Genomic DNA, 19,409 nt, shown 5'->3' on the forward strand with positions numbered 1-19,409 from the left:
GCAATAACATTAGGCCCGGCGGCCCATCGGGTATAATAGACCGGTAGAGGAAAATCCCTGGGGAGGGCGAATGATGCGGTTGATTGCTCTGGCCCTGTTCGCGGCGCTGTTGCCGGCTGAAAGCTCGGCATTTCAGAAGCGCGAAAGCCTTGCGGGCGGCAATTCCTATTACAGCCAATGCGTCGCGGGTCCGAAGGACTATAGCGCTTGCATCGGATATTTCATGGGCATCGCCGATGCGCCCGTGATGAACACGGGGAAAACGCCTGAAGAGGCCGTGTACTGCCCGCAGGCGGGCGCGTCATATGAGCAGTATCGCGACGTGTTTCACAAATTCCTTCGCGACAATCCGCAGACCCGGCAATTGTCCACGCACCATCTGTTTCTGATGGCGATGAACGCCTCCTTCCCGTGCAAGAGTTCGCCCTATCTCTCGGTCGATCCGAACACCGGTGGCGTATATATCTCGGTGCCCAAACCGCGATAGGATGGTGCGTTGTATTTTCTCCCGACACCCCGTTCCTGACTGGATGTGCAGGGCAGAACAAATCAAGCCCTTTGGAACGGTACGAAGTTCGGCGAGCCGCTGGTGCCAGTTCTCCGGTTCCCTGCCGGTAACCGGATTGTGCGCGGCAGCTATGATCTGCAGGCGGGTAACGACCAAGCCGACGTTGTTCAGGAACAGGGCTTCGAAGCGCGCGCTGACAGATTTCTGATCATAGGCCGTATTATCGGAACCGTAGATCTTTTCGGTAGGAATCACGCGCCCGATCTCCCGCGCGGCGCCGGAGCCGGCAATCGGGAAGGGACTAACGCTTCAGTCCGGCCATACCCCGCCATACAAGCGGATGCGGTCCAACGCCATTCGCCATGGGAGTGAACAGTGTGGCCACCAGCGTGAGCTTTACGGCCGTGGTTCGTCGGTTATCCTCAAAGGCGTTATCGGGCCACTTATGAAGAAGCCCGGAGATTGGCGGCCGAAACCGGCCGTCGTGGGAAGGGAGGAATTATGGCATTTCGGAAAGCCGCGTTCGCGGCGGTCATGGTCACGACTGCGTTGAACTCGTCGTTGGCATTCGCGCAGGAGGCGGATGACAAGGGTGCGGGACTTGGCGAAGGCGAGATCGTCGTTACCGCTCAGCGCCGTGAAGAACGGCTGGTCGATGTGCCGATCTCCGTCTCCGCTGTGAGCAGCGCGGCGATCGACCGGGCACAGGTCCGCAACGTGTCAGATATCGCGACGATCGTACCGAACATCCAGATCAACGAGACGATCGGCAACAGCTTCGGGCCGCTGATCACGATCCGCGGCCTGTCGCCTTCGGCCGACACCAGCCTCGCTCGCGACCAGCCCGTGGGCCTCTATATCGACGGTGTGCCGATCGGGAAATCGACCGGCGCGGCCTTCGACACCGTCGATCTGGAACGCGTCGAGGTGCTGCGCGGACCCCAGGGCACTTTGTACGGCAAGAACACGATCGGCGGCGCGGTCAATCTGATAACGCGCAAGCCGAGCGGTGAATTCGGCGGCCAATATCTGGCGGGCGCCGGGAGCTGGGGCCAGTTCAACCAGCGCATTTCGGTCGACCTGCCCGAAGTGGCGGGTTTCAGCGCCAAGGTGGGCCTGATCACCAAGCTCGACGGCGGCTATTATCGCAACAGCGTGCGCAAGGATAATTTCGGCGAAGAAGAGTTGTGGGCGGCGCGCGCCGACCTGTTGTGGCGTCCGTCGGGCAGCTTCAGCGCGCTCTACAGCTACGATATTTCGGACAGCAAAGGTACGCCGAACCAGCTTGCCACCACCGCGGTCACCGGATCGGGCGCGACCGCGTTCGTCAACGCGCTGCTCCGGCCCTATGTGGTGAGCGGACGGACGCGCGAGATCGGTGCGCAAAGCGCGCTGCGCAGCGACTATCGCACCAACGGGCACGCGCTCACCCTTGAATGGGAGCCGGGGATCGGTGACCTCACGCTCAAGTCGATCACCGCGCGGCGGACCGCGATTACCCGGTCGGCGAGCGATTTCGACGGCAGCCCCCTCGATCTGCTGCGCATCATCCTCGACAATAATTACAAGCAGTTCACGCAGGAATTTCAGGCGATCGGAACCGTCGGCGATTTCAAATATACGCTCGGCGCCTTCTATCTCGACGACGAATATGATGTGTTCAACCCGCGCTGGAACTTCCAGTTCGGTGGCAACGCCTTCGACATCAGCGAACGCGGCGGCCGTTCGAAATCCTATGCCGGCTATGGCCAGCTTGCGTGGACGCCGCGCGCGCTCGACGAGAAGCTGACGGCGTCGGTCGGGCTTCGCTACACGCGCGAATCGAAACACGCCTATGAGCTGCTGCTGTCCAATTCGGCCTATCGCGTCAATCCGGCGGCGCCCGGTTCGGGCGTGTTCCAGCGCGACGCGAACGGCAACCCGATCACCCGCAGCGGCGGCCCGGCGGCGGGTGCGCGGCCGGGTGCGGGCGGGATCGGCTATACCGACCTCAGTCCGCTCGAAAATTCGGGGGTGTGGAAGCGGTTCAATCCCGAGTTCAACATCCTCTATAAATTCCAGCCCGACTTTTCGGTCTATGGGCGCGTGGCGACGGGCTTCAAGAGCGGGGGCATCAACGATACCGCTGCGACCAACGCGGCCTTTATGACCTCCTATAATCCGGAAAAGCTGACGTCGTACGAATTGGGCATGAAATATGGCGGCTTCGGCAACCTGCTCAATCTGAACGCCGCGGTCTATCACTCGATCTATAAGGATTTTCAGGCCGGGGTGCTCGTCCCCGCGCTGGTGACCACCAACATCATCAACGCGGGCAAGGCGAAGTTCACCGGCGTCGAGGTCGAGGGAGTGCTGCGCCCCGTCGAAGGGCTGAGCTTCAACTTCGGCGGCGGCTATGTCGATGCGCGCTACACCGACTTCATCCTGCCCGACGGCACTGACGTCACCAAAACCTATGTGCTCTCGCGCGTGCCCAAGTGGAATTATCAGATCGGCGGGCTTTATCGCCACGATGCCGGTGTTGGGCGACTGGAGGCGAGCCTCAACTACAGCTGGCGCAGCAGCCAGTTCTCGTCGATTACGCCGGACACGCTGGCGAAGATGCCGTCCTATGGCTTGCTCGACGGGCGCATCGCGCTCACCCAGATCGAACTTGGCGGCGGCACGACGCTTGAGGTTGCGGCGTGGGGCAAGAATCTGACCGACAAGGAATATCTGGTCAGCGCAATCAACCTCGGTGTCCTCACGCTCGGTCAATTTGGCGATCCGCGCAGTTTCGGCGGCGAAGTTCGTATCCGCTTCTGACCGCTGCGTAGCCGAAATGTCTATGGTATTGGACCCGCCGCGCACCGGGTCGCGGTGGGTCCTGCCCTTTTTGGGGGCAGTGACCTTCCTCACCGCGATCGGCAATATCGGGCTGGTGTCGGTGATGCCGACGATCGGCCGGTTGTTGCACATCCCGGATTTTCTGGTCGCGGGCATTTTTTCGCTCTCGGCGCTGACCTGGGCGATCAGCGCGCCCTTCTGGGTGTCGCGGATCGAGCGCAAGGGGCCGAATCCCTATATTCGCGCGGGGCTCGTGGGCTTCGTCGTATCGATGGGCGGCTGCGCACTGTCGGTCGAACTGGGCCTGCTGGGACTGCTCACACCTTTCGCCGCTTTCCTGCTCTTTTCGATCTTGCGGTCGACCTATGGCCTGCTTGGTTCGGCGGCGGCTACCGCAACGCAGGCGCTGATCGCGGCGCAGACGGCCGGCGCCGCCCGGACGCGCGCGATCACGACGCTGGCCGGGGCGCTCAGCCTCGGCACCATCGTCGGGCCCGCGATCGCGCCCGCGATGATTGTCGAGCCGCTGGGGCCGCTCGGGCCGATGCTGGGCTTTGCGATATTCGGCGTCATCGCGCTGGGGGGAGCCTATATATTCCTTCCTCGCACGTCGCGCGGTGTAGCGCCGGTCGCCGGCGGCGCGCCGCAAATATCGCTCGTGCAGGTCTGGCGCCAACAGGGGATAGGCCATTATCTGAGCTTTGGGCTGCTGCTTTGCTCGGCGCAGGCGATCAATCTTTATACGATCGGCTTCGTGATCATCGACCGCATGGCCGACGACCCGATGGCGGCGCAGCGGATGATCGGCATCGCGATGACCGCCGCCGCGGTGGCGGCGCTGCTCGGTCAATGGGGTTTCGTCCGGCTGTTCTCGCCGTCGCCGCTATCGATGATGCGCATCGGCACCGGCTTTGCCTTTGCCGGAAATCTTCTGGCCATATCCCATGGCGGGGTAAATGCCGCCGCCCTGGGCTTTATTCTCGCGAGCTTCGGCTATGGTCTCGCGCGCCCGGGGTTCAGCGCGGCGGCGTCGCTCGCGGGATCGACCGAGGATCAGGTCGCAATCGCTTCTGCCATCACCTTCATCGCCGGGGCGTCGATCACCTTGCCGCCCGTCCTCGCCTCCGCCGCCTATCAATGGTGGCGTCCGGCGCCGTTTGCGATCGCCGCGGCGATCGGCGGCGCCTTGCTGCTGAGCCATCTGCTGCCCGTGCTGGCCCGGCATATTGTCCACAACGAGCGATAGATCGTTCGCCCCGACCCGCTTTATCCGGCGGATGAAGAGCATAATGTCTGACCATGGCGTGCACGGCCAGTTAGCCCGCGCACAGAAACAGAAACTGGAGAGAGAGTGTGGATCGTTATCTTGTCATTTCGTCGGACGGTCATGTCGGTCTGCCCCCCGAAAAATATCGGGGCTATCTGGAATCGAAATATCATCAGCAGTTCGACGAGACGGTTCAGCTCGAGATCAAGGCGCGCGAAGAGCATGAAAAACGCTTCCTGATCGACGACTTCAACAACAAGTGGCGTTCGCGCGTCGGCGACGGGCTGGAGGGCGCGTGGGACGGTACGATCCGCAACCGCGTGCTCGACGGCGACGGCGTCGCTGCCGAGGTTCTGTTCCCCGACGGGATCACCGAACGCAACGCGCCGCCCTTTGGCGCCGACATCGGCCTCCGGCCTTCGGCTTCGCGGGCCGAACTGCAGTGGGCCGGCGCGCGCGCGCACAATCGCTGGCTGGCCGAATTCTGCCAGGACGATCCGCACCGCCGCATCGGACTGGCCGTCATCCCGGCGCTCTACGACATCGACGAGACCGCGAAAGAGATTGAATGGGCGAAGCGCCACGGGCTGAAAGGCGTGTTTTTCCCCGCGCTGACCGACGGCTACGACCTCTACAATCACACCAAATATCACCGTATCTGGGCGATGCTCCAGGAAATGAACATGCCGCTTCATTTCCACTCGGGCGCCGCGCCCGCCTATGACACGACGCAGCCCGGCTGGATCGGCACGTTCCTGTGCGAGTTCGCTTTCTGGATGACGCGGCCCTTGTGGGCGATGACCTTCGGCGGGGTGTTCGAGGAATATCCGAAGCTCAAAGTCTGCTTCACCGAGGCGGGGGGCGAATTCTGGTTCCCGTGGGTGATGCAGCTGATGGACGTCCGCGCATCGGCCAAGCATACGAGCGGGAAACTGGGTGATTATTATGCCAATATGAGCATGAAGCCGAGCGAGTATTTCGCGCGCAACATCTGGGTCGGCTGTTCGGCGCTGCCCGACGAGGAAACGACGCAGGCCTATTATGATATCGGCGTCGATCGCATCCTGTGGGGCACCGACTATCCGCATCCCGAGGGCACCTGGCCGCACACGTTCGAAAAAATGTCGGCGAGCCTCGGCGGTTTGCCCGACGACGATATCCAGGCGATGCTCGGCATCAACGCGCTCGACGTCTATGATGTCGATGCCGACGCGCTGTGGAAAATCGCGGGCGAAATCGGGCCGCGCCGCGAACTCTTCGTCAAGCAGGCGGCCGAATAGACCGGCCGCAGGGGGCGTTCCGGGAAATTCGCCGGCGTCGCGGTGCTTGCACGGGCCACCGGCCCGCACTACGCACCGCTCCTGCCCGGCGGGTTTCCCAGAACGATCATAACGCGTTCAATTGGCCAGGGCAGGCTCTAAGGTGGGTTGATGTCAAGCTGGCGCGGGATCGAGGAATTTCTGGCGGTTGTCGATCAGGGCAGCTTCACGGCTGCGGGCGACCAGCTCGGCCTTTCCAAATCCTATATCAGCAAAACGGTTCACGAACTGGAAGAGCGGCTGGGCGTGCAGCTGCTCGTCCGGACGACGCGCCGCCTTTCGCTGACCGGCGCGGGCGAAAGCTTCCACCGCGAATGCGCGCAGCTGCAACAACGGCTGAGCGAGGTCGAAAAGCAGGTCGGACTCTATAGCACCCAGCCGGTGGGCCGGCTGCGCATCGGGCTCAGCGATATCTTCGGTTCGGATTACATGTCGGCGCTGCTGGCCGAATTCAGCGCCGAACATCCCGGGATTATGATCGAGCCCATCGCCTATCTGAACGAAAACGAGATTGTTCAGGAAAGCTTCGACATCGTCATCCGTTATGGCGCGTTGCCGAATTCGAACTTGCGCGCGCGCACCTTTGGTTATCTCTCCTACTGCCTGTGCGCGGCACCCGAATATGTCGCAGCCCGCGGCTGGCCCAAAACGCCCGAAGATCTGCTGGAACATGACTGTCTGACCGACCGCACCGCGTCGATCAATTTTAACGACGGCATCTGCATCCGGGTCCAGCCCCGGTGGGCCAGCAACAGCGGCATTGCCCTGCGCAGCGCCGCGCGAAAGGGGCTTGGCATCGCCAGCCTGCCGGTCAGCGTCGTCCGCCAGGATCTGACCGAGGGGCGAATGCTCGCGCTTGAGGAGGAATGGTCCTTCTATGACCGGGAATGCTGGGTCGTCTATTCGCCGGGCATCATGTCGGTCGCGACGCGCGCCTTCATCGACTATCTGGTGCGCAAGACGGGGCGCACGAAAATCCGTCCCTCGATGGCGGCATCGCTCGCCGCGCGATATTAGAGAGCATAGCCGCTACCTCCATCATCGGGGCGGAGGTGAGAGCGTCCCCGCCCGTGCCGGAAGAGGACGAGGCTCAATATTGCCAATATCCAGGCTCCGACACCTCCATAGATCATGACGGGGCCGAAGCCGGCGATGAGGCCATGCTGCACAACCGCTTCCGGCAGGTTGCCGATGACCGCCTGACCGGTCGCGAGTGCTTCGGCATTGCCGGCGGCGATCGCTTCCGCGGTAACGCGCAGCTCAGCGAGCTCGACGTCCTTCGGCGTGGCGCGTTGCAGCGCGGCGGCGATCCCTTCGACGAGCAATAGGCCCATGACGGCGATGTTCACCGCCAGCGTGATCAGCCGCGCGCTCATGTCGATACCCGACGCCATGCCGGCCCGGCTCGGGGGAACCGACCCCGTCGTGGTATTGGTCACCGGCGTATTGGTGATCCCGATCCCGATGCCCGCAAGAAGCATGCCGGGCAACATCGTCAGCCAGTCCGGCTCTGCCGCAATGCTCCCGAGCTTCATTGCTACGAAGCCAAGTCCGATCGTGGTCAGGCCGAAAGGAATGACGGCACCCGGTCCGTATCGGAGCGACATGCGCTCGCCCACGGGGGGAAAGATCAGCGCCGGCAATGTGTAGGCGAGCAGGCACAGGCCGGTGCCGAGCGTGTCGTACCCGAGGCCAAGCTGAAGATAGATCGGCAGATAGATCATGAAGGGCCAATAGCTGACGTTCATCGCGATGCAGCCAAGGATGGCGCCCGAAAAGCTGCGGTTTCGAAAGACCGAGAAATCGAACATCGGATGCGTTTGGCGCCGCTCGGCAAACAGGAATGCGGCGAAACACAGAGCCGTGGCGGCAGCGATGGCGATCGAAGCGGGAAGGCCAAGCGTGGCCCCCTGCGTGATGACATAGACCAGACCGAATACCGCCAGCGAGAGCGTCAGGATTCCCGTCACGTCGAGGCCGCTGGCGTCCGGATCGCGCGATTCGGTTATCGCGCCGGCGGCAATCGCCAGCGTCAGGATCGCGATAGGAAGATGGACAAGAAATATCCATTCCCAGCCCGCCAACGCGATAATCGCGCTCCCGACGATCGGACCGAAACCGAGGCCGATTCCCGAGACAACGCCCCAGGTTGCGAAAGCGCGGCCGCGGTCGCGTGCGTCCTGAAACTGGTGCGAGAGGAGCGCGATCGAGCAGATCAGCATGGCCCCACCGGCAAGACCCTGAAGCAGCCGGCCCGCGATGAGCAGTGCCATGCTGTCGGCAAGGCCGCAAAGCGCGGAGGTGGCACCAAAGGCAGTCACGCTGATCAGGAAGACGCGCTTGCGGCCAAAGCGATCGGCCAGCGTTCCGGTCGCCATCAGCACGGTCGTGCACGCGAGCGTATAGGCGTTCATAACCCACTGCAGTTCCTGGAAGTCGCCGTGCAGAACTTCTTCGAGGCGCGGCAGGACCACCGGAACACTTGTAATCTCGAGGCCGAACATCAGTGCGCCAAGGCACATCGCGAGCAGGGCCAGCGCGTTTTTGCGGGCAGGATGGAGAGACATAGGCGGCACCTTTCGAGTGTCCGGGCCTGTCTGCCCGGATGGTGCGCTATCTGGGGAGAAGCAAGTGATGACGGAAATGATTTTATTTTCTGGAATTCATAACCAATCATAATTAATTGACCGTCATGGACATCGATCCGGTACTTCTGCGCGCGTTCGTGGCGGTCAGCGAGGCGGGCGGCTTCACGCGGGCCGCCCGGCGGTTGAATCTCACACAGCCGGCGGTGAGCCACCAGATCCGGCGCCTCGAGGAACAGCTCGGCCGGTCGCTGATCCGTCGCACGACGCGCCGGTTGACCCTGACCGACGACGGCGAAGACCTTCTGCTGCACGCGCGCGATATCCTCGCCGGCCTCGACGCGCTCGCGCAACGCTTCCGCCCCTCCTCGGTAACGGGAGTCGTGCGCTTTGGCGCCCCGGAAGCTTTCATGGGCGAGCGATTGCCGGCGCTGCTCTGCCAGTTCTCGCGCGCCTTTCCCGCGGTGCGGCTCGATGTTCATGTCAGCACCTATCTCGACCTCAGCACGATGATCGCGGCCGAGGAACTGGACCTTGCCGTCGTGCTTTCCACCGCCGGGGCCGAGAATGGCGGCATCCCTTTGCGGCGGGCGGAGTTCGGGTGGGTCGCGGCCGACAATTTCCTGTTGCCCGAGGGCGCGTCGCTGCCACTTGCCTTCCACCCCCCGAATTGCGTCAACCGGCTGGTGGGGGTCGCCGCGCTGGATGCGACACCGATCGACTGGCACATCGCTTTCACCTCGCCGAGCGAACAGGGCCTCCGCGCGGCGGTACGATCGGGGCTGGCGGTCGCGGTGCTGATGCGCAGCGATCTGGAACCCGGCCTACGCCTGCTCGATGGCCACTATGGCCTCCCGGCCTTGCCCAGCGCCGATTTCATGCTGATCCGCAGCGGCGGCGTGGCATCCCCGGCGGCGCGCGCCTTTGGCGAGATGCTCGTCGCCATAGAGGCGCCGACGATGCCGGCGGGCACAGGACTTTGAGCGACCGCGAAGTGGTGTGCTGGCGCCCGCCCGGCCTCATTGTTCGTCACCACGCACAAACTGTACGCCATTTGGGTCTTACCTCTGGCGTGGCAATCGATACACTCGCCCGACAAGAGCCGCCCGAAAAGGACGGCCATCCGGGAGACTGACGTGCCAAAGGTTGAACGCTTTCCGATGCCTATTCCGTATGGCTGGTTCGGGGTCGGCTATGGTGCCGAACTGCAGGTGGGCGATGTGCGTCCGGTCCATTATTTCGGGCGCGACCTCGTGCTCTTCCGAAACGAGAATGGTGAGGCGGGGCTGCTCGATGCCTATTGCCCGCATCTCGGCGCGCACATGGGGCACGGCGGGCAGGTCGAGGGCGACAGCCTGCGCTGTCCCTTCCATCACTGGGCATTCCGCCCCGACGGCTTCTGCAGCAAGATTCCCTATGCCAAGGCCTTCCCGCCGCGCGCGAAGCGCGAGCCGCTGGCGAAATCCTATCCGGTGGTCGAAAAGAGCGGCGTCATCTGGGCCTGGTATCACCCCGACGGCATCGCGCCGACGTTCGATGTCATCGATTATCCCGAATTCACCAACCCCGAATGGGCCGAGCCGATCAAGCGCGAATGGCGCTTTGCCAGCAACCCACAGGAAATTGCCGAAAATGGCGTCGATGTCGCGCATTTTGCCTATGTCCACGCGATGGACGCGGTGCCGGAGGGGGAAACCGATTATGATGGCGTGCGGCGGCACAGTGTCGCGCGCGGGCATCGTACCATCGACCTGCCGTCGGGTGAGCGCAAGCAATTGCCCTATTCGGTCGACACGCTCCAGAACGGGGCAGGGCAGAAGTTCACGCGCCTGAGCGGGCTCGTCGAGCTGTCGCTTCTGGTCATCGCTACGCCGGTCGAAGCCGACGACGTCGAACTGCGCTTCTGCTTCACGCACCCGAAGGTCGCGCCGGGCTCGCCCGAGGAAAAGGCGATCGAGGCGGCGATCGAAAATACCTGCGGGCAAAAGGGCGTCGAGGGCGATATTCCGATCTGGCACAACAAGATCCACCGCGCCCGGCCCTATCTGTGCGACGGCGACGGTCCGATCCTGCGCTTCCGCCGCTATTTCGAGCAATTTTATAGCGACGGGCCCGACGGAAGTCGCCTGGTCGAGGCCGCCGAATAAGCCCTCCGCGCGCGCGGAAAATCATCACTGCCACACATCTGCGCCTGCGGGCGCCATAGGGAGAATTGCGATGTCCAGATTGCGTTATGTTCAGGGTCCCGTCGAAACCCGTGCGCCAGGCATGTTGCGCAACACCGTCTACGGGATTCGCGCGACATATGAGACCGATCCCGAAATCATCGCGGCGCTGCTGCCGCAGCCGCTCGTCGCGACCGCAAAGCCCGAAATCTGGCTGCAGATGGTGCATGTGGCGATGCATGTCACCGAAACCGATACGGTCGAGATTGGCGCGCTGACCGTCGGCGTCAATTGCACGCATGAAGGCGCGCCGGGGGCCTATTGCTTCCACATGGCGATGGAGGGCGAAACCGTCGTCACCTCGGGTCGCGAGCGTTTCGGCGAGCCGAAGAAGATCGCCGAGACGCATTTCGAGCGCAATGGCGACCATCTGCGCGCGACCTGCTCGCGCCACGGCATCGCCTATTTCGAAATCGAAGGCACGATCGGCGAAGCGATCGACCAGCCGCTGAAATTCGAAGAGCATCTTTTCTGCTACAAGGGCATGCCGTCGATCGACACGCCGGGCCAGTTCGACGGCGACGTTTTCCTCACCCGCCTCAACTGGGAACGCAATTACGATTCCCGCCGGGCGATGACGGGGACGATCACCTTGCGCGATTCGGCCTTTGATCCGCTCGCCGACATCCCCGTGCGCCGCATCGTCGACATGCAATATGTCGAAGGCGGGACCGCGACCGGCGGCACGCTGCTGCGCAAGGTGCCGGGCGAATGGATCGCGCCGCACTGGGTCGGGCGGCACGACGATCCGCGCAATGTCGGCATCGAAGCCGGCGAGCGGAAGGCCGCCTGATGGACGATTTTACCGGCCGGGTGGCGGTCGTAACGGGTGGCGCAAGCGGGGTTGGCAAATGTCTGTGCGCCGACCTCGCCCGCGCCGGCGCGCATGTGGTGATTGCCGATATCGATCCGGCGCGGCTTGAAGCCGTGCGCGAAGAGATTGACGCGCTGGGTTCGGGGCAGGTGCTTGCGATCGCCTGCGACGTCACCAAGGAAGCGTCGGTGCGGGCGCTGGCGGATCAGGTCTTTGGCCAGTTCGAGACGGTGCATATCCTGTTCAACAATGCCGGCGTCGGCTTGGGCGAGGCGCAGCGCAAGCTGTGGACGCTTCCGCTGAGCGACTGGCGTTGGGGGATCGACGTCAATGTGCTCGGCGTCGTCCACGGGATCGCGGCCTTTGTGCCGCGGATGATCGAGGCGGGGCAGGAGGGCGTGGTCGTCAACACCAGCTCGACCAACGGCGGGCTGCGTTCGCTTCCCAACACGCCGATCTATGCCGCCACCAAGGCGGCGGTGACCAGCATCTCCGAAGTGTTGCACCAGCAATTGCTGCGTGAAGGCGGCAAGCTGCGCGCCGCCACGCTCTTCCCGGGGCCGCACACGGTCAACACCGCGATCATGGCGTCGGGCGAAGTCCGCCCGGCGGATTATGTCGAGAATGAAGCCCAGACCAAAGTCGCCTATCGCACGATGGAGGATCTGGTACGGACGACCGGGCTCAAGCTCAAGCTGACCGAACCCGCCGAAGTATCCGCCTTCGCACTCGACGGCATCCGGGCGGGGCGGTTTTGGCTGCTGCCCGAGAGCGAGGAGAATGATGTGCTGATCGCCGCGCGAACCGAACAGATTTTGGCGCGGCGGGACCCGCCGTCGGCATGGTGACCGCCGCGGTGACCGAAGAGCCGGCGGTAGGCGCTGCGCCCTCTCGCGGCGTCTACCGCTGGCTGGTCGTCGCGATCCTGTTCGTTGGCTATTGCTTCAGCGCGATCGATGCCCGCGTGCTGACGCTGATGGTCGAACCGATCCAGCGCGACCTGAACCTCAGCGATTTCGAAATCAGCCTGCTTCAGGGCTTTGCCTTTTCCTTGCTCTACAGCATCGCCGCGCTGCCGATCGGCCGCTTTGTCGATCGCACCAAAAGGCGCGCGACGCTGATCGTCTGGGGGGTGCTGTTCTGGTCGGCGATGACCGCCGCCTGCGGCTTTACCAGCAGCTTCATCGGGCTCTTCCTCGCGCGCGTCGGCGTCGGGGTGGGCGAGGCGACGCTTAGCCCGACCGCCTATTCGCTGATCAGCGATTACTTCGAGCGGCGACGACGGGCGCTGGCGATCAGCTTCTATGCGATCGGCTATCCGATCGGAGGCGGCCTGGCGTTGTTGATCGGCGGCTGGCTGCTCGCGCGTTTCACCAAGGCAGGCGGCACAACATTGCCATGGCTCGGCAGTTTCGAACCGTGGCAGATGGTGTTCTTGTGCGTTGCGGCGCCCGGATTGATCGTCGCCGCACTGATGATGACGATCCGCGAGCCGGCGCGGCAGGAGCTGGCGGCGAACCTGTCGGTGCAAAGCAGCCTGCGCGAAGGGTTCGACTATATTTCCGAGCGCTGGGCGCTGTTCGGTTCGCTGATCGGTTCGCTCGCCCTGATCGCACTTCTGGCGATCGGCACCGCGCTGTGGTTCCCGACATTCCTGATCCGCAGCTATGGCATGAGCCCGGCCGAGGTGGGGATGTCCTACGGCATGATCATGCTGACCTGCGGCACCATCGGCACGCTCTCCGGCGGCTGGCTCGCTGGACGGTTGATGCAGGGTGGCCGGGCGGACGCCAATATGCGCGTCGTGCTGATCGCCACCGTGCTGAAAGGCGTTCCGCTGATCGTCGCGCCGCTGATGCCGACCGCCTTTCTGTCGCTGACGATGATGGCGATCGGCACGCTGATCGGTCAGGCGTCGCAAGGCGTGATGCTGACCGCGATCCAGGATGTGACGCCCAATCAGCTGCGCGGCCAGGTCACCGCGATCTCGCTCTTGTGCGTCAATCTGGTGGGGATGGGGCTGGGCGCCAGCGTCATCGCCGCGATCACCGATTTCGGTTTCGGCGACCAGGCGGCGCTGGGCTATTCTATCGCGATTGCCGGTGCGGTCGTGCTGCCGCTGATCGTGGCCCTGCTCCTTGTCGCCCTGCCGCACTATCGCCGCGCGGTCGAAGGCTGACGCGCGCCACCGGGGCCGTCAGCCGAGAACAGCGACGCTGCGCAGGATAAGGCGGACGAGATCGGCCTGCCGGCTGACTCCCGTCTTGCTGAGGATCGTCTTGCAATAGCTGCGCACGGTATTTTCGGTGAGCTCCAGCCTTGCCGCCGCTTCGGCGAGGCTGAGCCCGGTCGCGAGCAGCGCCGCGAGATGCGCTTCGGACGGCGTGAGGTCGAAGATCTGGCTGACCAGTCTTTCGAGCGGCTGGTTATTGTCAAGCCCCGAGACATAGACCACCGCGGCCGGCCCCGCCTCGTTGCTGTAGCGCGAGGGCGTCTCGATCGAGCGCACGAGTACCCCGAAATGCCGGTCGATATCCGCCTCGATACGTAGTCCTTCGGCGAAGCTGCCGCCATCGCGGCGCGCCGCGACAGCCTTGCCGACCAGTTGCTGGAGCTGCGCGTTGCCCGTCTTGCTCGCGAGCACGAGCCGGTCGTCGGCGGCGCGCAGCGCGGTGCTCGACTTGATCAGCGCGCGGCCGGCGCTGTTGGTGCGCAGGATGCGCCCTGCACCATCGAGGATGAAGGTGCAGAGCGTCAGCCGGTCGAGCGTGTCGATCATCACCTGCAGCTCGGTCTCGTCGCGGCGGATGCGCGAGAAGAGGGCGAGTGACTGTTCGAGATGCGGGCGGAGCGCGAGCAGCACCGCCTTGTCGTCGTCGGTGAAATCCTCTTCGCCCGGGCCATTGGTCAGGCCGACATTGCCCTCCCATCCGCCGGGTTCGGAAATATACATGCCAAGCTGATATTCGATGCCATAGGGCTGCAATATCTCGCGATAGAAGCGATTGCCGCGAAGATCTTCGGGCGAGATCACTTCGCTCAGCCGGAAGATGTCGCCGGCTTTGGTCAGCGCGTTGCGCAAGGGGTCGAGGTCGCCGAGCTCGGCATGGACCGCATGAATCCGCCGCGCCTCGCGCTCGTCGATCACCGGAGGCGGCCCCCAGATGATCAGCGGCGGCGTGCCCTGCCGGCTGAGCCGCAAGGTGATCGCCGCGCTCGCGCAGCGCATCCGCCGGCTCAGCGCTTCGAGGAAGCCCAGCCACGGCGTCGCTTCGAGCGGCCCGCGGTAAAGCAGGGTCACCAGTTCATCGACTTCGGCCAGAGGTTTTCCGATCCGCATTCCGGCTTCGCTTCCTGTTCGCGTCCCGCCACCCGGTAAGCTGGGGAGTCGGTCTCGATCCCGCAATGACCTGTCCGGACCCGAGCGGCAAGAGGCGGTGCGCAAATCGCGCGCCCCCCGAATAGGGGTTGTCGCAGCAGCACCCGCGCGTAACGCAGCGGGGAGCAAATCGATCGGGCAATGGACGGCCTGTCCATGGATGCTCGGCGCAGGAGACGATCTGCCGTGGCCGAAGCCAAGTTCACGATACCCCATAAAATCTTCGCCGCGGCGCGCGCGCAGGGCGATGCCGTCGCGATCCGGGGCGAGGACGGGACCGAGGTTCGTTATCGCGATCTCGAACCGCTGGTGCGCGCCGCAGCAAAGGGCTTTGTCGCGGCAGGAATCGTGGCGGGGGACCGGGTCGCGATCTGGGCGCCCAATGCGATTGGCTGGATCATCGCCGCAATCGGCGCGCAGGCGGCGGGCGCCGCGATCGTGCCGCTTAACACGCGGCTGAAGGGACGCGAGGCGGGTTATATCCTGCGCACCAGCGGTGCCAAGCTGCTGTTCACCGTCTCCGATTTTCTCGGCACCGCCTATCCCGAACTGATCGCGGACGAGGATCTGCCCGATCTGCGCGGGATCGTCCTGATGGACGGCGACAAGGGTGGCATGGCGTGGCAGACCTTCCTCGATCGCGGCGCGGCGCTTTCCGATGCCGCGGTCGCCGCGCGGATGGATGCGCTGGGCGAGGCTCAGGTCTGCGACATCCTCTTCACCTCGGGCACCACAGGCAATCCAAAGGGCGCCGTGACGACGCATGGGCAAAATGTCCGCCTGTACCTCGCTTATGGCGAGACGCTGACCTATGGGCCGGGCGACAATTTCCTGATCATCAACCCGTTTTTCCACAGCTTCGGCTACAAGGCCGGCTGGCTGGTCGCGCTGATGCGCGGGGTGACCGTGCTGCCCCACGCCGTGTTCCAGACCGACAGCGTGCTCGAACGGATCGAGCGCGAACGGGTGACGCTGCTCCCCGGCCCGCCGACGATCTTCCAGAGCCTGCTCGCGGGTCCTTATCGCGACCATGATATTTCGTCGCTGCGCGTGTCGATCACCGGCGCCGCGTCGGTGCCGGTCACCCTGATCGAGGAAATGCGCGGCAAGCTCGGTATCGATGTCGTGCTCACCGCCTATGGCCTCACCGAAACCTGCGGCGTCGTGACGATGTGTAGCGTCGGCGACGACGCTGTGACGATTGCCAACACCGCGGGCCGCCCGCTCGCCGGGATCGAGGTCAAGCTTGCCAACGAGACTGGCGAGATAGTGGCGCCGGGCGAGGCGGGCGAACTGCTCGTGCGCGGGCCCAATGTGATGCAGGGCTATTTCAACGATCCGGCGGCGACCGCGGCGGCGGTCGATAGCGAAGGCTGGCTGCGCACCGGCGACATTGCGGTGCAGGACGCACGCGGCAATGTGAAGATCACCGACCGCGCCAAGGACATCTTCATCGTCGGCGGCTTCAACGCCTATCCGGCCGAAATCGAAGGACTGCTCGCCGCCAATCCTGCGGTCATGCAGTCGGCGGTGATCGGCGTGCCCGACGAACGGCTGGGCGAAGTGCCTAAGGCCTATGTCGTCCTGCGCCCCGGCGCGGGCGCCACCCCCGAAGAGATCGTCGCCTGGTGCCGCGAAAATATGGCGAATTACAAGGTGCCGCGTCAGGTGGTAATCCTTGACGCGCTGCCGATGAACGCTGCGGGCAAGGTGCAGAAGTTCCTTCTGCGCGATCCGAGGGCGTAGCCATCGTCCGATGCGACAGGGCGACGGCTAGCGATCCATTGCGGCCCTTTTCTCGCCAGCTACCCACCCGCCCGTTCAGCTGACTACCGATCCCGCTGAGCCTGAGGCTGCGACTGGTAGGTTGAGGGCCGCTTCTGCGCTACCGCCGGGAAGGTGCGGCCGCCGTGGTAGGTAACGGTTCCGCACATCCGGTCGCCCTTGGCCGAGAGCGTGCCGTCGAACAGCACGTCGCCTTCGCGGGAGGCGACCGCCATGTGGAAGCTGTTGCCGGTCAAGGTGATTTTGCGCAGTATGACGGGTGCCGTCATCCACAGCGACAGCGATCCGCCATAAGCGTCCTCGACGAAGCCGATCGACAAAAGTCCGAAATTGGGCGTTGTCCCGACATGCATCAGGAAATCCCAGTTTCCGTGGAGGTTCGGAGCCACGCTGCCCGCCGTAGCGGCTCCCGCGCCGCACTCAAAACGCATATTTACGGCCTCGCTTGCTGCCGCTGGAACAGCTGCAGATGCCAATGCCAAGCCAGCGATAATCCGTTTCATTGCTTTCTCCATGTCAACATTTCGTGCTGGCTGGTTGGCGGGTCGCGATGTCTGTCGACAATGGGGGAAATCGTGAATAGCTTCCGCAATTTCGTGACTGGTGGGCCGATGCAGTTGGCGATGCGTGAATGGCGAATGATGGGGAAGTGGCGGGGGCCGCTCAGCGCGGTGGCTTTTGGCGCGGTGCTTGGAGTGACGGGGCCATTCGGATCGCAAACCGCCCTCGGCCCAGAGGTGCGATATCCTTTCTGGATGGTCATCGCACTCGTCGGCTTTGGAGCCGCTGCTGCCGCGGAGCGAGTCCTTTCGTCCAGTTCGCCGGGCACGAGAACGGCAACACGGATCATCGCAGTAGCAGCCGCATCCGCGGTGCCCATGACCTTCTTCGTGGCGTGGGCCATGGGGGTGGTCCGACCGGGCAGAATGTTCAGTCCCGTTCAACTGCTCGCGTTATTTCCCTACGTGGCGCTCGTCCAGCTGCTGATCGCCCGCGTCATATCGCCGGACGATCCGATGACTGTGGCCGCACCCGTGGAAAAGCCAGCCGCGCCCCCCGAATACCCGCGCGAGTTCGTGTCGAAGCTTCCGGCGGCTTTACGCCGGGACATTCTCGCACTGGAAGCCGAGGATCATTATGTGCGCGTGCACACGCTCCACGGCTCGGCACTGATCCTGATGCGGCTGGCGGACGCGGCGGCGATCATCGATCCCCGGCTGGGCCTTCGCGTGCATCGTAGCTGGTGGGTGGCCAAAGACGGCGTTCGCGCGTTGGAAAGAGCGCCCGGACGAGCAATCGCCCGGCTGGTTGATGACACGGCCGTTCCGATCAGCAGGACATATTTGCCGGCCGCGCGGACAGTTTTGACCGATTAACTACCTCAAGCCGGCGTGCTTTTCCGGGCCGAATCGTCAATTTTCGACGACATTGCGGACCTCTGTCAAAGGCGCAGAAGCTATCCTTCCGGATAAAACCGGCTGATCGTGTCGACGACGCAGGCGGGCTTCTCGGCCCCCTCGATTTCCACCGTCACCCGGACCACCGCCTGGATGCCGCCCTTCGCTTCTTCGGCCTTGACGAGCTCGCCACACCCACGGATGCGGCTGCCCGACCGGACGGGGCTCAGAAAACGCAGATTGTCGGTGCCGACATTGACCCCCATCGAAACGCTACGCACCTCGACCAGTTCGGGGAGGAAGCGGTTGACGAGGCTCATCGTCAGATAACCGTGCGCGATCGTGCCGCCGAAGGGACCGTCCTTCGCGCGCTCGGGATCGACGTGAATCCACTGATGATCGTCGGTGGCCTTGGCGAACAGGTCGATGCGGTCCTGCTCGATCGCGAGCCAGTCGGTCGGGCCGAAGTTTTCGCCCACCGCATCGAGCAGCGCTGCGGGGGTCTCGAAGATGCGCGCGCTCATGCCTGCTGGCTCGACACCGCGAGAACTTCACCTGTCATGTAGGAGGAAAGCCCGCTGGCTAGGAAGATCATCACGTTCGCGATCTCCCACGGCTCGGCATAGCGGCCAAAAGCCTCCTTCTCGGTCAACTCCTCGAGCAGCCCTGGCGGGGTCACCTTGGAGAGCGAAGCGTGCATCGCGAGGCTCGGCGAGACCGCGTTGATGCGGACGCCGTGCTCGGCGGCTTCGAGCGCCGAACAGCGCGTGAAGGCCATGACGCCGGCTTTCGCCGCGGCATAATGCGCCTGCAGCTTTTGCGCGCGCCAGCCGAGCACCGAGGCGTTGTTGACGATCGCGCCCTTCTGGCGCTCGTACATGTGCGGCAGGATCGCGCGTGTCATGCGGAAGACGCTGGTCAAGGTCACGTCGAGCACCTTGTGCCACTGGTCGTCGGTCATTTCGACGACCGAAGCCGCGCCGCCGAGCCCGGCATTGTTGATGAGGACATCGATATGGCCCATGCCCGCGATCGCCGCGGCGACCAGCGCCTGCACCTGCTCCTCGTTGGTGACGTCGCAGACGAGTGTGCCGGGTCGTGCGAAGCCCAATCCCTCGATCCGGTCGGCGGTCTCGCCGAGCCGGCGTTCGTGCATGTCCGAGAGGAAGAGCGTTGCGCCTTCCTCCGCGGCGCGCTGCGCGACCGCGCCGCCGATGCCGCTGCCCGCGGCGGCGGTGATCAGCACGGTCTTGCCCTTCAGAAGGCCGGTCGGGGTCGGATATTCGGGGGCGGGTCGTGCCACG

17 protein-coding genes are annotated in these 19,409 nt (G+C 64.0%); 12 read left to right on the plus strand and 5 right to left on the minus strand.

From position 1 onward, the window contains the following. The first annotated feature begins 73 nt into the window (after nt 1–73). From V8J55_RS11625 to V8J55_RS11645, 5 genes are all read left to right on the plus strand, one after another. Nucleotides 74–487, plus strand: a complete 414-nt coding sequence (locus V8J55_RS11625; RefSeq protein ID WP_336445821.1) for a Rap1a/Tai family immunity protein — start codon at nt 74–76, stop codon at nt 485–487. Between the two features lie 522 nt (nt 488–1,009). Next, nucleotides 1,010–3,313 (plus strand): TonB-dependent receptor, encoded by a 2,304-nt coding sequence (locus tag V8J55_RS11630; protein ID WP_336445822.1) that lies wholly within the window; start codon nt 1,010–1,012, stop codon nt 3,311–3,313. A 16-nt stretch (nt 3,314–3,329) separates the two neighbouring features. Further along, the gene (locus tag V8J55_RS11635) at nt 3,330–4,580 is read left to right on the plus strand and encodes an MFS transporter (protein WP_336445823.1); all 1,251 of its coding nucleotides are present in this window, start codon (nt 3,330–3,332) and stop codon (nt 4,578–4,580) included. Nucleotides 4,581–4,687: 107 nt separating this feature from the next. Then, the gene (locus tag V8J55_RS11640) at nt 4,688–5,881 is read left to right on the plus strand and encodes an amidohydrolase family protein (RefSeq protein ID WP_037514877.1); all 1,194 of its coding nucleotides are present in this window, start codon (nt 4,688–4,690) and stop codon (nt 5,879–5,881) included. A 150-nt stretch (nt 5,882–6,031) separates the two neighbouring features. Continuing rightward, on the plus strand, nt 6,032–6,937 hold the full coding sequence (locus V8J55_RS11645; protein WP_336445824.1) for a LysR family transcriptional regulator: 906 nt from the start codon (nt 6,032–6,034) through the stop codon (nt 6,935–6,937). On the opposite strand, the gene V8J55_RS11650 is transcribed toward V8J55_RS11645, so the two are convergent. After that, nucleotides 6,934–8,487 (minus strand): MFS transporter, encoded by a 1,554-nt coding sequence (locus V8J55_RS11650; protein WP_336445825.1) that lies wholly within the window; start codon nt 8,485–8,487, stop codon nt 6,934–6,936. The genes V8J55_RS11645 and V8J55_RS11650 overlap by 4 nt on opposite strands. 125 nt (nt 8,488–8,612) lie before the next feature. Between V8J55_RS11650 and V8J55_RS11655 the strand changes: the two genes are divergently transcribed. The 5 genes from V8J55_RS11655 (at nt 8,613) to V8J55_RS11675 (ending at nt 13,723) form a co-directional block, all read left to right on the plus strand. Continuing rightward, nucleotides 8,613–9,488: a LysR family transcriptional regulator gene (locus tag V8J55_RS11655; protein WP_336446869.1), complete on the plus strand. Its 876-nt coding sequence runs from the start codon at nt 8,613–8,615 to the stop codon at nt 9,486–9,488. A 153-nt stretch (nt 9,489–9,641) separates the two neighbouring features. Continuing rightward, nucleotides 9,642–10,652 carry a Rieske 2Fe-2S domain-containing protein gene (locus V8J55_RS11660; RefSeq protein WP_336445826.1) on the plus strand — a complete coding sequence of 337 codons (1,011 nt, stop codon included), beginning with the start codon at nt 9,642–9,644 and terminating at the stop codon, nt 10,650–10,652. 70 nt (nt 10,653–10,722) lie between these two features. Beyond that, nucleotides 10,723–11,523, plus strand: coding sequence for an acetoacetate decarboxylase family protein (locus V8J55_RS11665; RefSeq protein ID WP_336445827.1), 801 nt, complete (start codon nt 10,723–10,725; stop codon nt 11,521–11,523). After that, the gene (locus tag V8J55_RS11670) at nt 11,523–12,392 is read left to right on the plus strand and encodes an SDR family NAD(P)-dependent oxidoreductase (RefSeq protein WP_336445828.1); all 870 of its coding nucleotides are present in this window, start codon (nt 11,523–11,525) and stop codon (nt 12,390–12,392) included. Before V8J55_RS11665 ends, V8J55_RS11670 begins: the two co-directional genes overlap by 1 nt. Beyond that, a complete protein-coding gene (locus V8J55_RS11675; RefSeq protein WP_336445829.1) occupies nt 12,386–13,723 on the plus strand; it encodes an MFS transporter in 1,338 nt (445 codons plus the stop codon). Before V8J55_RS11670 ends, V8J55_RS11675 begins: the two co-directional genes overlap by 7 nt. Nucleotides 13,724–13,741: 18 nt before the next feature. On the opposite strand, the gene V8J55_RS11680 is transcribed toward V8J55_RS11675, so the two are convergent. Further along, on the minus strand, nt 13,742–14,884 hold the full coding sequence (locus tag V8J55_RS11680) for a helix-turn-helix transcriptional regulator (RefSeq protein ID WP_336445830.1): 1,143 nt from the start codon (nt 14,882–14,884) through the stop codon (nt 13,742–13,744). A 225-nt stretch (nt 14,885–15,109) separates the two neighbouring features. Between V8J55_RS11680 and V8J55_RS11685 the strand changes: the two genes are divergently transcribed. Then, a complete protein-coding gene (locus V8J55_RS11685) occupies nt 15,110–16,669 on the plus strand; it encodes a FadD3 family acyl-CoA ligase (protein ID WP_336445831.1) in 1,560 nt (519 codons plus the stop codon). A gap of 83 nt (nt 16,670–16,752) precedes the next feature. On the opposite strand, the gene V8J55_RS11690 is transcribed toward V8J55_RS11685, so the two are convergent. Beyond that, complete coding sequence (locus V8J55_RS11690) at nt 16,753–17,211, minus strand: hypothetical protein (protein WP_336445832.1); 459 nt, start codon at nt 17,209–17,211, stop codon at nt 16,753–16,755. 72 nt (nt 17,212–17,283) lie between these two features. Between V8J55_RS11690 and V8J55_RS11695 the strand changes: the two genes are divergently transcribed. Then, nucleotides 17,284–18,084, plus strand: coding sequence for a LytTR family DNA-binding domain-containing protein (locus tag V8J55_RS11695; protein WP_336445833.1), 801 nt, complete (start codon nt 17,284–17,286; stop codon nt 18,082–18,084). Between the two features lie 80 nt (nt 18,085–18,164). Here V8J55_RS11695 and V8J55_RS11700 read toward each other — a convergent pair whose 3' ends face one another. Both V8J55_RS11700 and V8J55_RS11705 read right to left on the minus strand, forming a co-directional pair. Then, complete coding sequence (locus V8J55_RS11700) at nt 18,165–18,629, minus strand: MaoC family dehydratase (protein WP_336445834.1); 465 nt, start codon at nt 18,627–18,629, stop codon at nt 18,165–18,167. Further along, on the minus strand, nt 18,626–19,408 hold the full coding sequence (locus V8J55_RS11705; RefSeq protein ID WP_336445835.1) for an SDR family oxidoreductase: 783 nt from the start codon (nt 19,406–19,408) through the stop codon (nt 18,626–18,628). Before V8J55_RS11705 ends, V8J55_RS11700 begins: the two co-directional genes overlap by 4 nt. Between the last annotated feature and the right edge of the window lies 1 nt (nt 19,409).

Origin of the sequence: Sphingopyxis sp. CCNWLW2 (genome assembly GCF_037095755.1) — a bacterium.
Classification (GTDB): domain Bacteria; phylum Pseudomonadota; class Alphaproteobacteria; order Sphingomonadales; family Sphingomonadaceae; genus Sphingopyxis.

What these genes read in the sequence shown, in the direction of transcription:
- V8J55_RS11625 (WP_336445821.1), top strand. Translation starts at nt 74, where the DNA reads ATGCGGTTGATTGCTCTGGCCCTGTTCGCGGCGCTGTTGCCGGCTGAA.
- V8J55_RS11630 (WP_336445822.1), top strand. Translation starts at nt 1,010, where the DNA reads ATGGCATTTCGGAAAGCCGCGTTCGCGGCGGTCATGGTCACGACTGCG.
- V8J55_RS11635 (WP_336445823.1), top strand. Translation starts at nt 3,330, where the DNA reads ATGTCTATGGTATTGGACCCGCCGCGCACCGGGTCGCGGTGGGTCCTG.
- V8J55_RS11645 (WP_336445824.1), top strand. Translation starts at nt 6,032, where the DNA reads ATGTCAAGCTGGCGCGGGATCGAGGAATTTCTGGCGGTTGTCGATCAG.
- V8J55_RS11650 (WP_336445825.1), bottom strand. Translation starts at nt 8,487, where the DNA reads ATGTCTCTCCATCCTGCCCGCAAAAACGCGCTGGCCCTGCTCGCGATG.
- V8J55_RS11655 (WP_336446869.1), top strand. Translation starts at nt 8,613, where the DNA reads ATGGACATCGATCCGGTACTTCTGCGCGCGTTCGTGGCGGTCAGCGAG.
- V8J55_RS11665 (WP_336445827.1), top strand. Translation starts at nt 10,723, where the DNA reads ATGTCCAGATTGCGTTATGTTCAGGGTCCCGTCGAAACCCGTGCGCCA.
- V8J55_RS11670 (WP_336445828.1), top strand. Translation starts at nt 11,523, where the DNA reads ATGGACGATTTTACCGGCCGGGTGGCGGTCGTAACGGGTGGCGCAAGC.
- V8J55_RS11675 (WP_336445829.1), top strand. Translation starts at nt 12,386, where the DNA reads ATGGTGACCGCCGCGGTGACCGAAGAGCCGGCGGTAGGCGCTGCGCCC.
- V8J55_RS11680 (WP_336445830.1), bottom strand. Translation starts at nt 14,884, where the DNA reads ATGCGGATCGGAAAACCTCTGGCCGAAGTCGATGAACTGGTGACCCTG.
- V8J55_RS11690 (WP_336445832.1), bottom strand. Translation starts at nt 17,211, where the DNA reads ATGAAACGGATTATCGCTGGCTTGGCATTGGCATCTGCAGCTGTTCCA.
- V8J55_RS11700 (WP_336445834.1), bottom strand. Translation starts at nt 18,629, where the DNA reads ATGAGCGCGCGCATCTTCGAGACCCCCGCAGCGCTGCTCGATGCGGTG.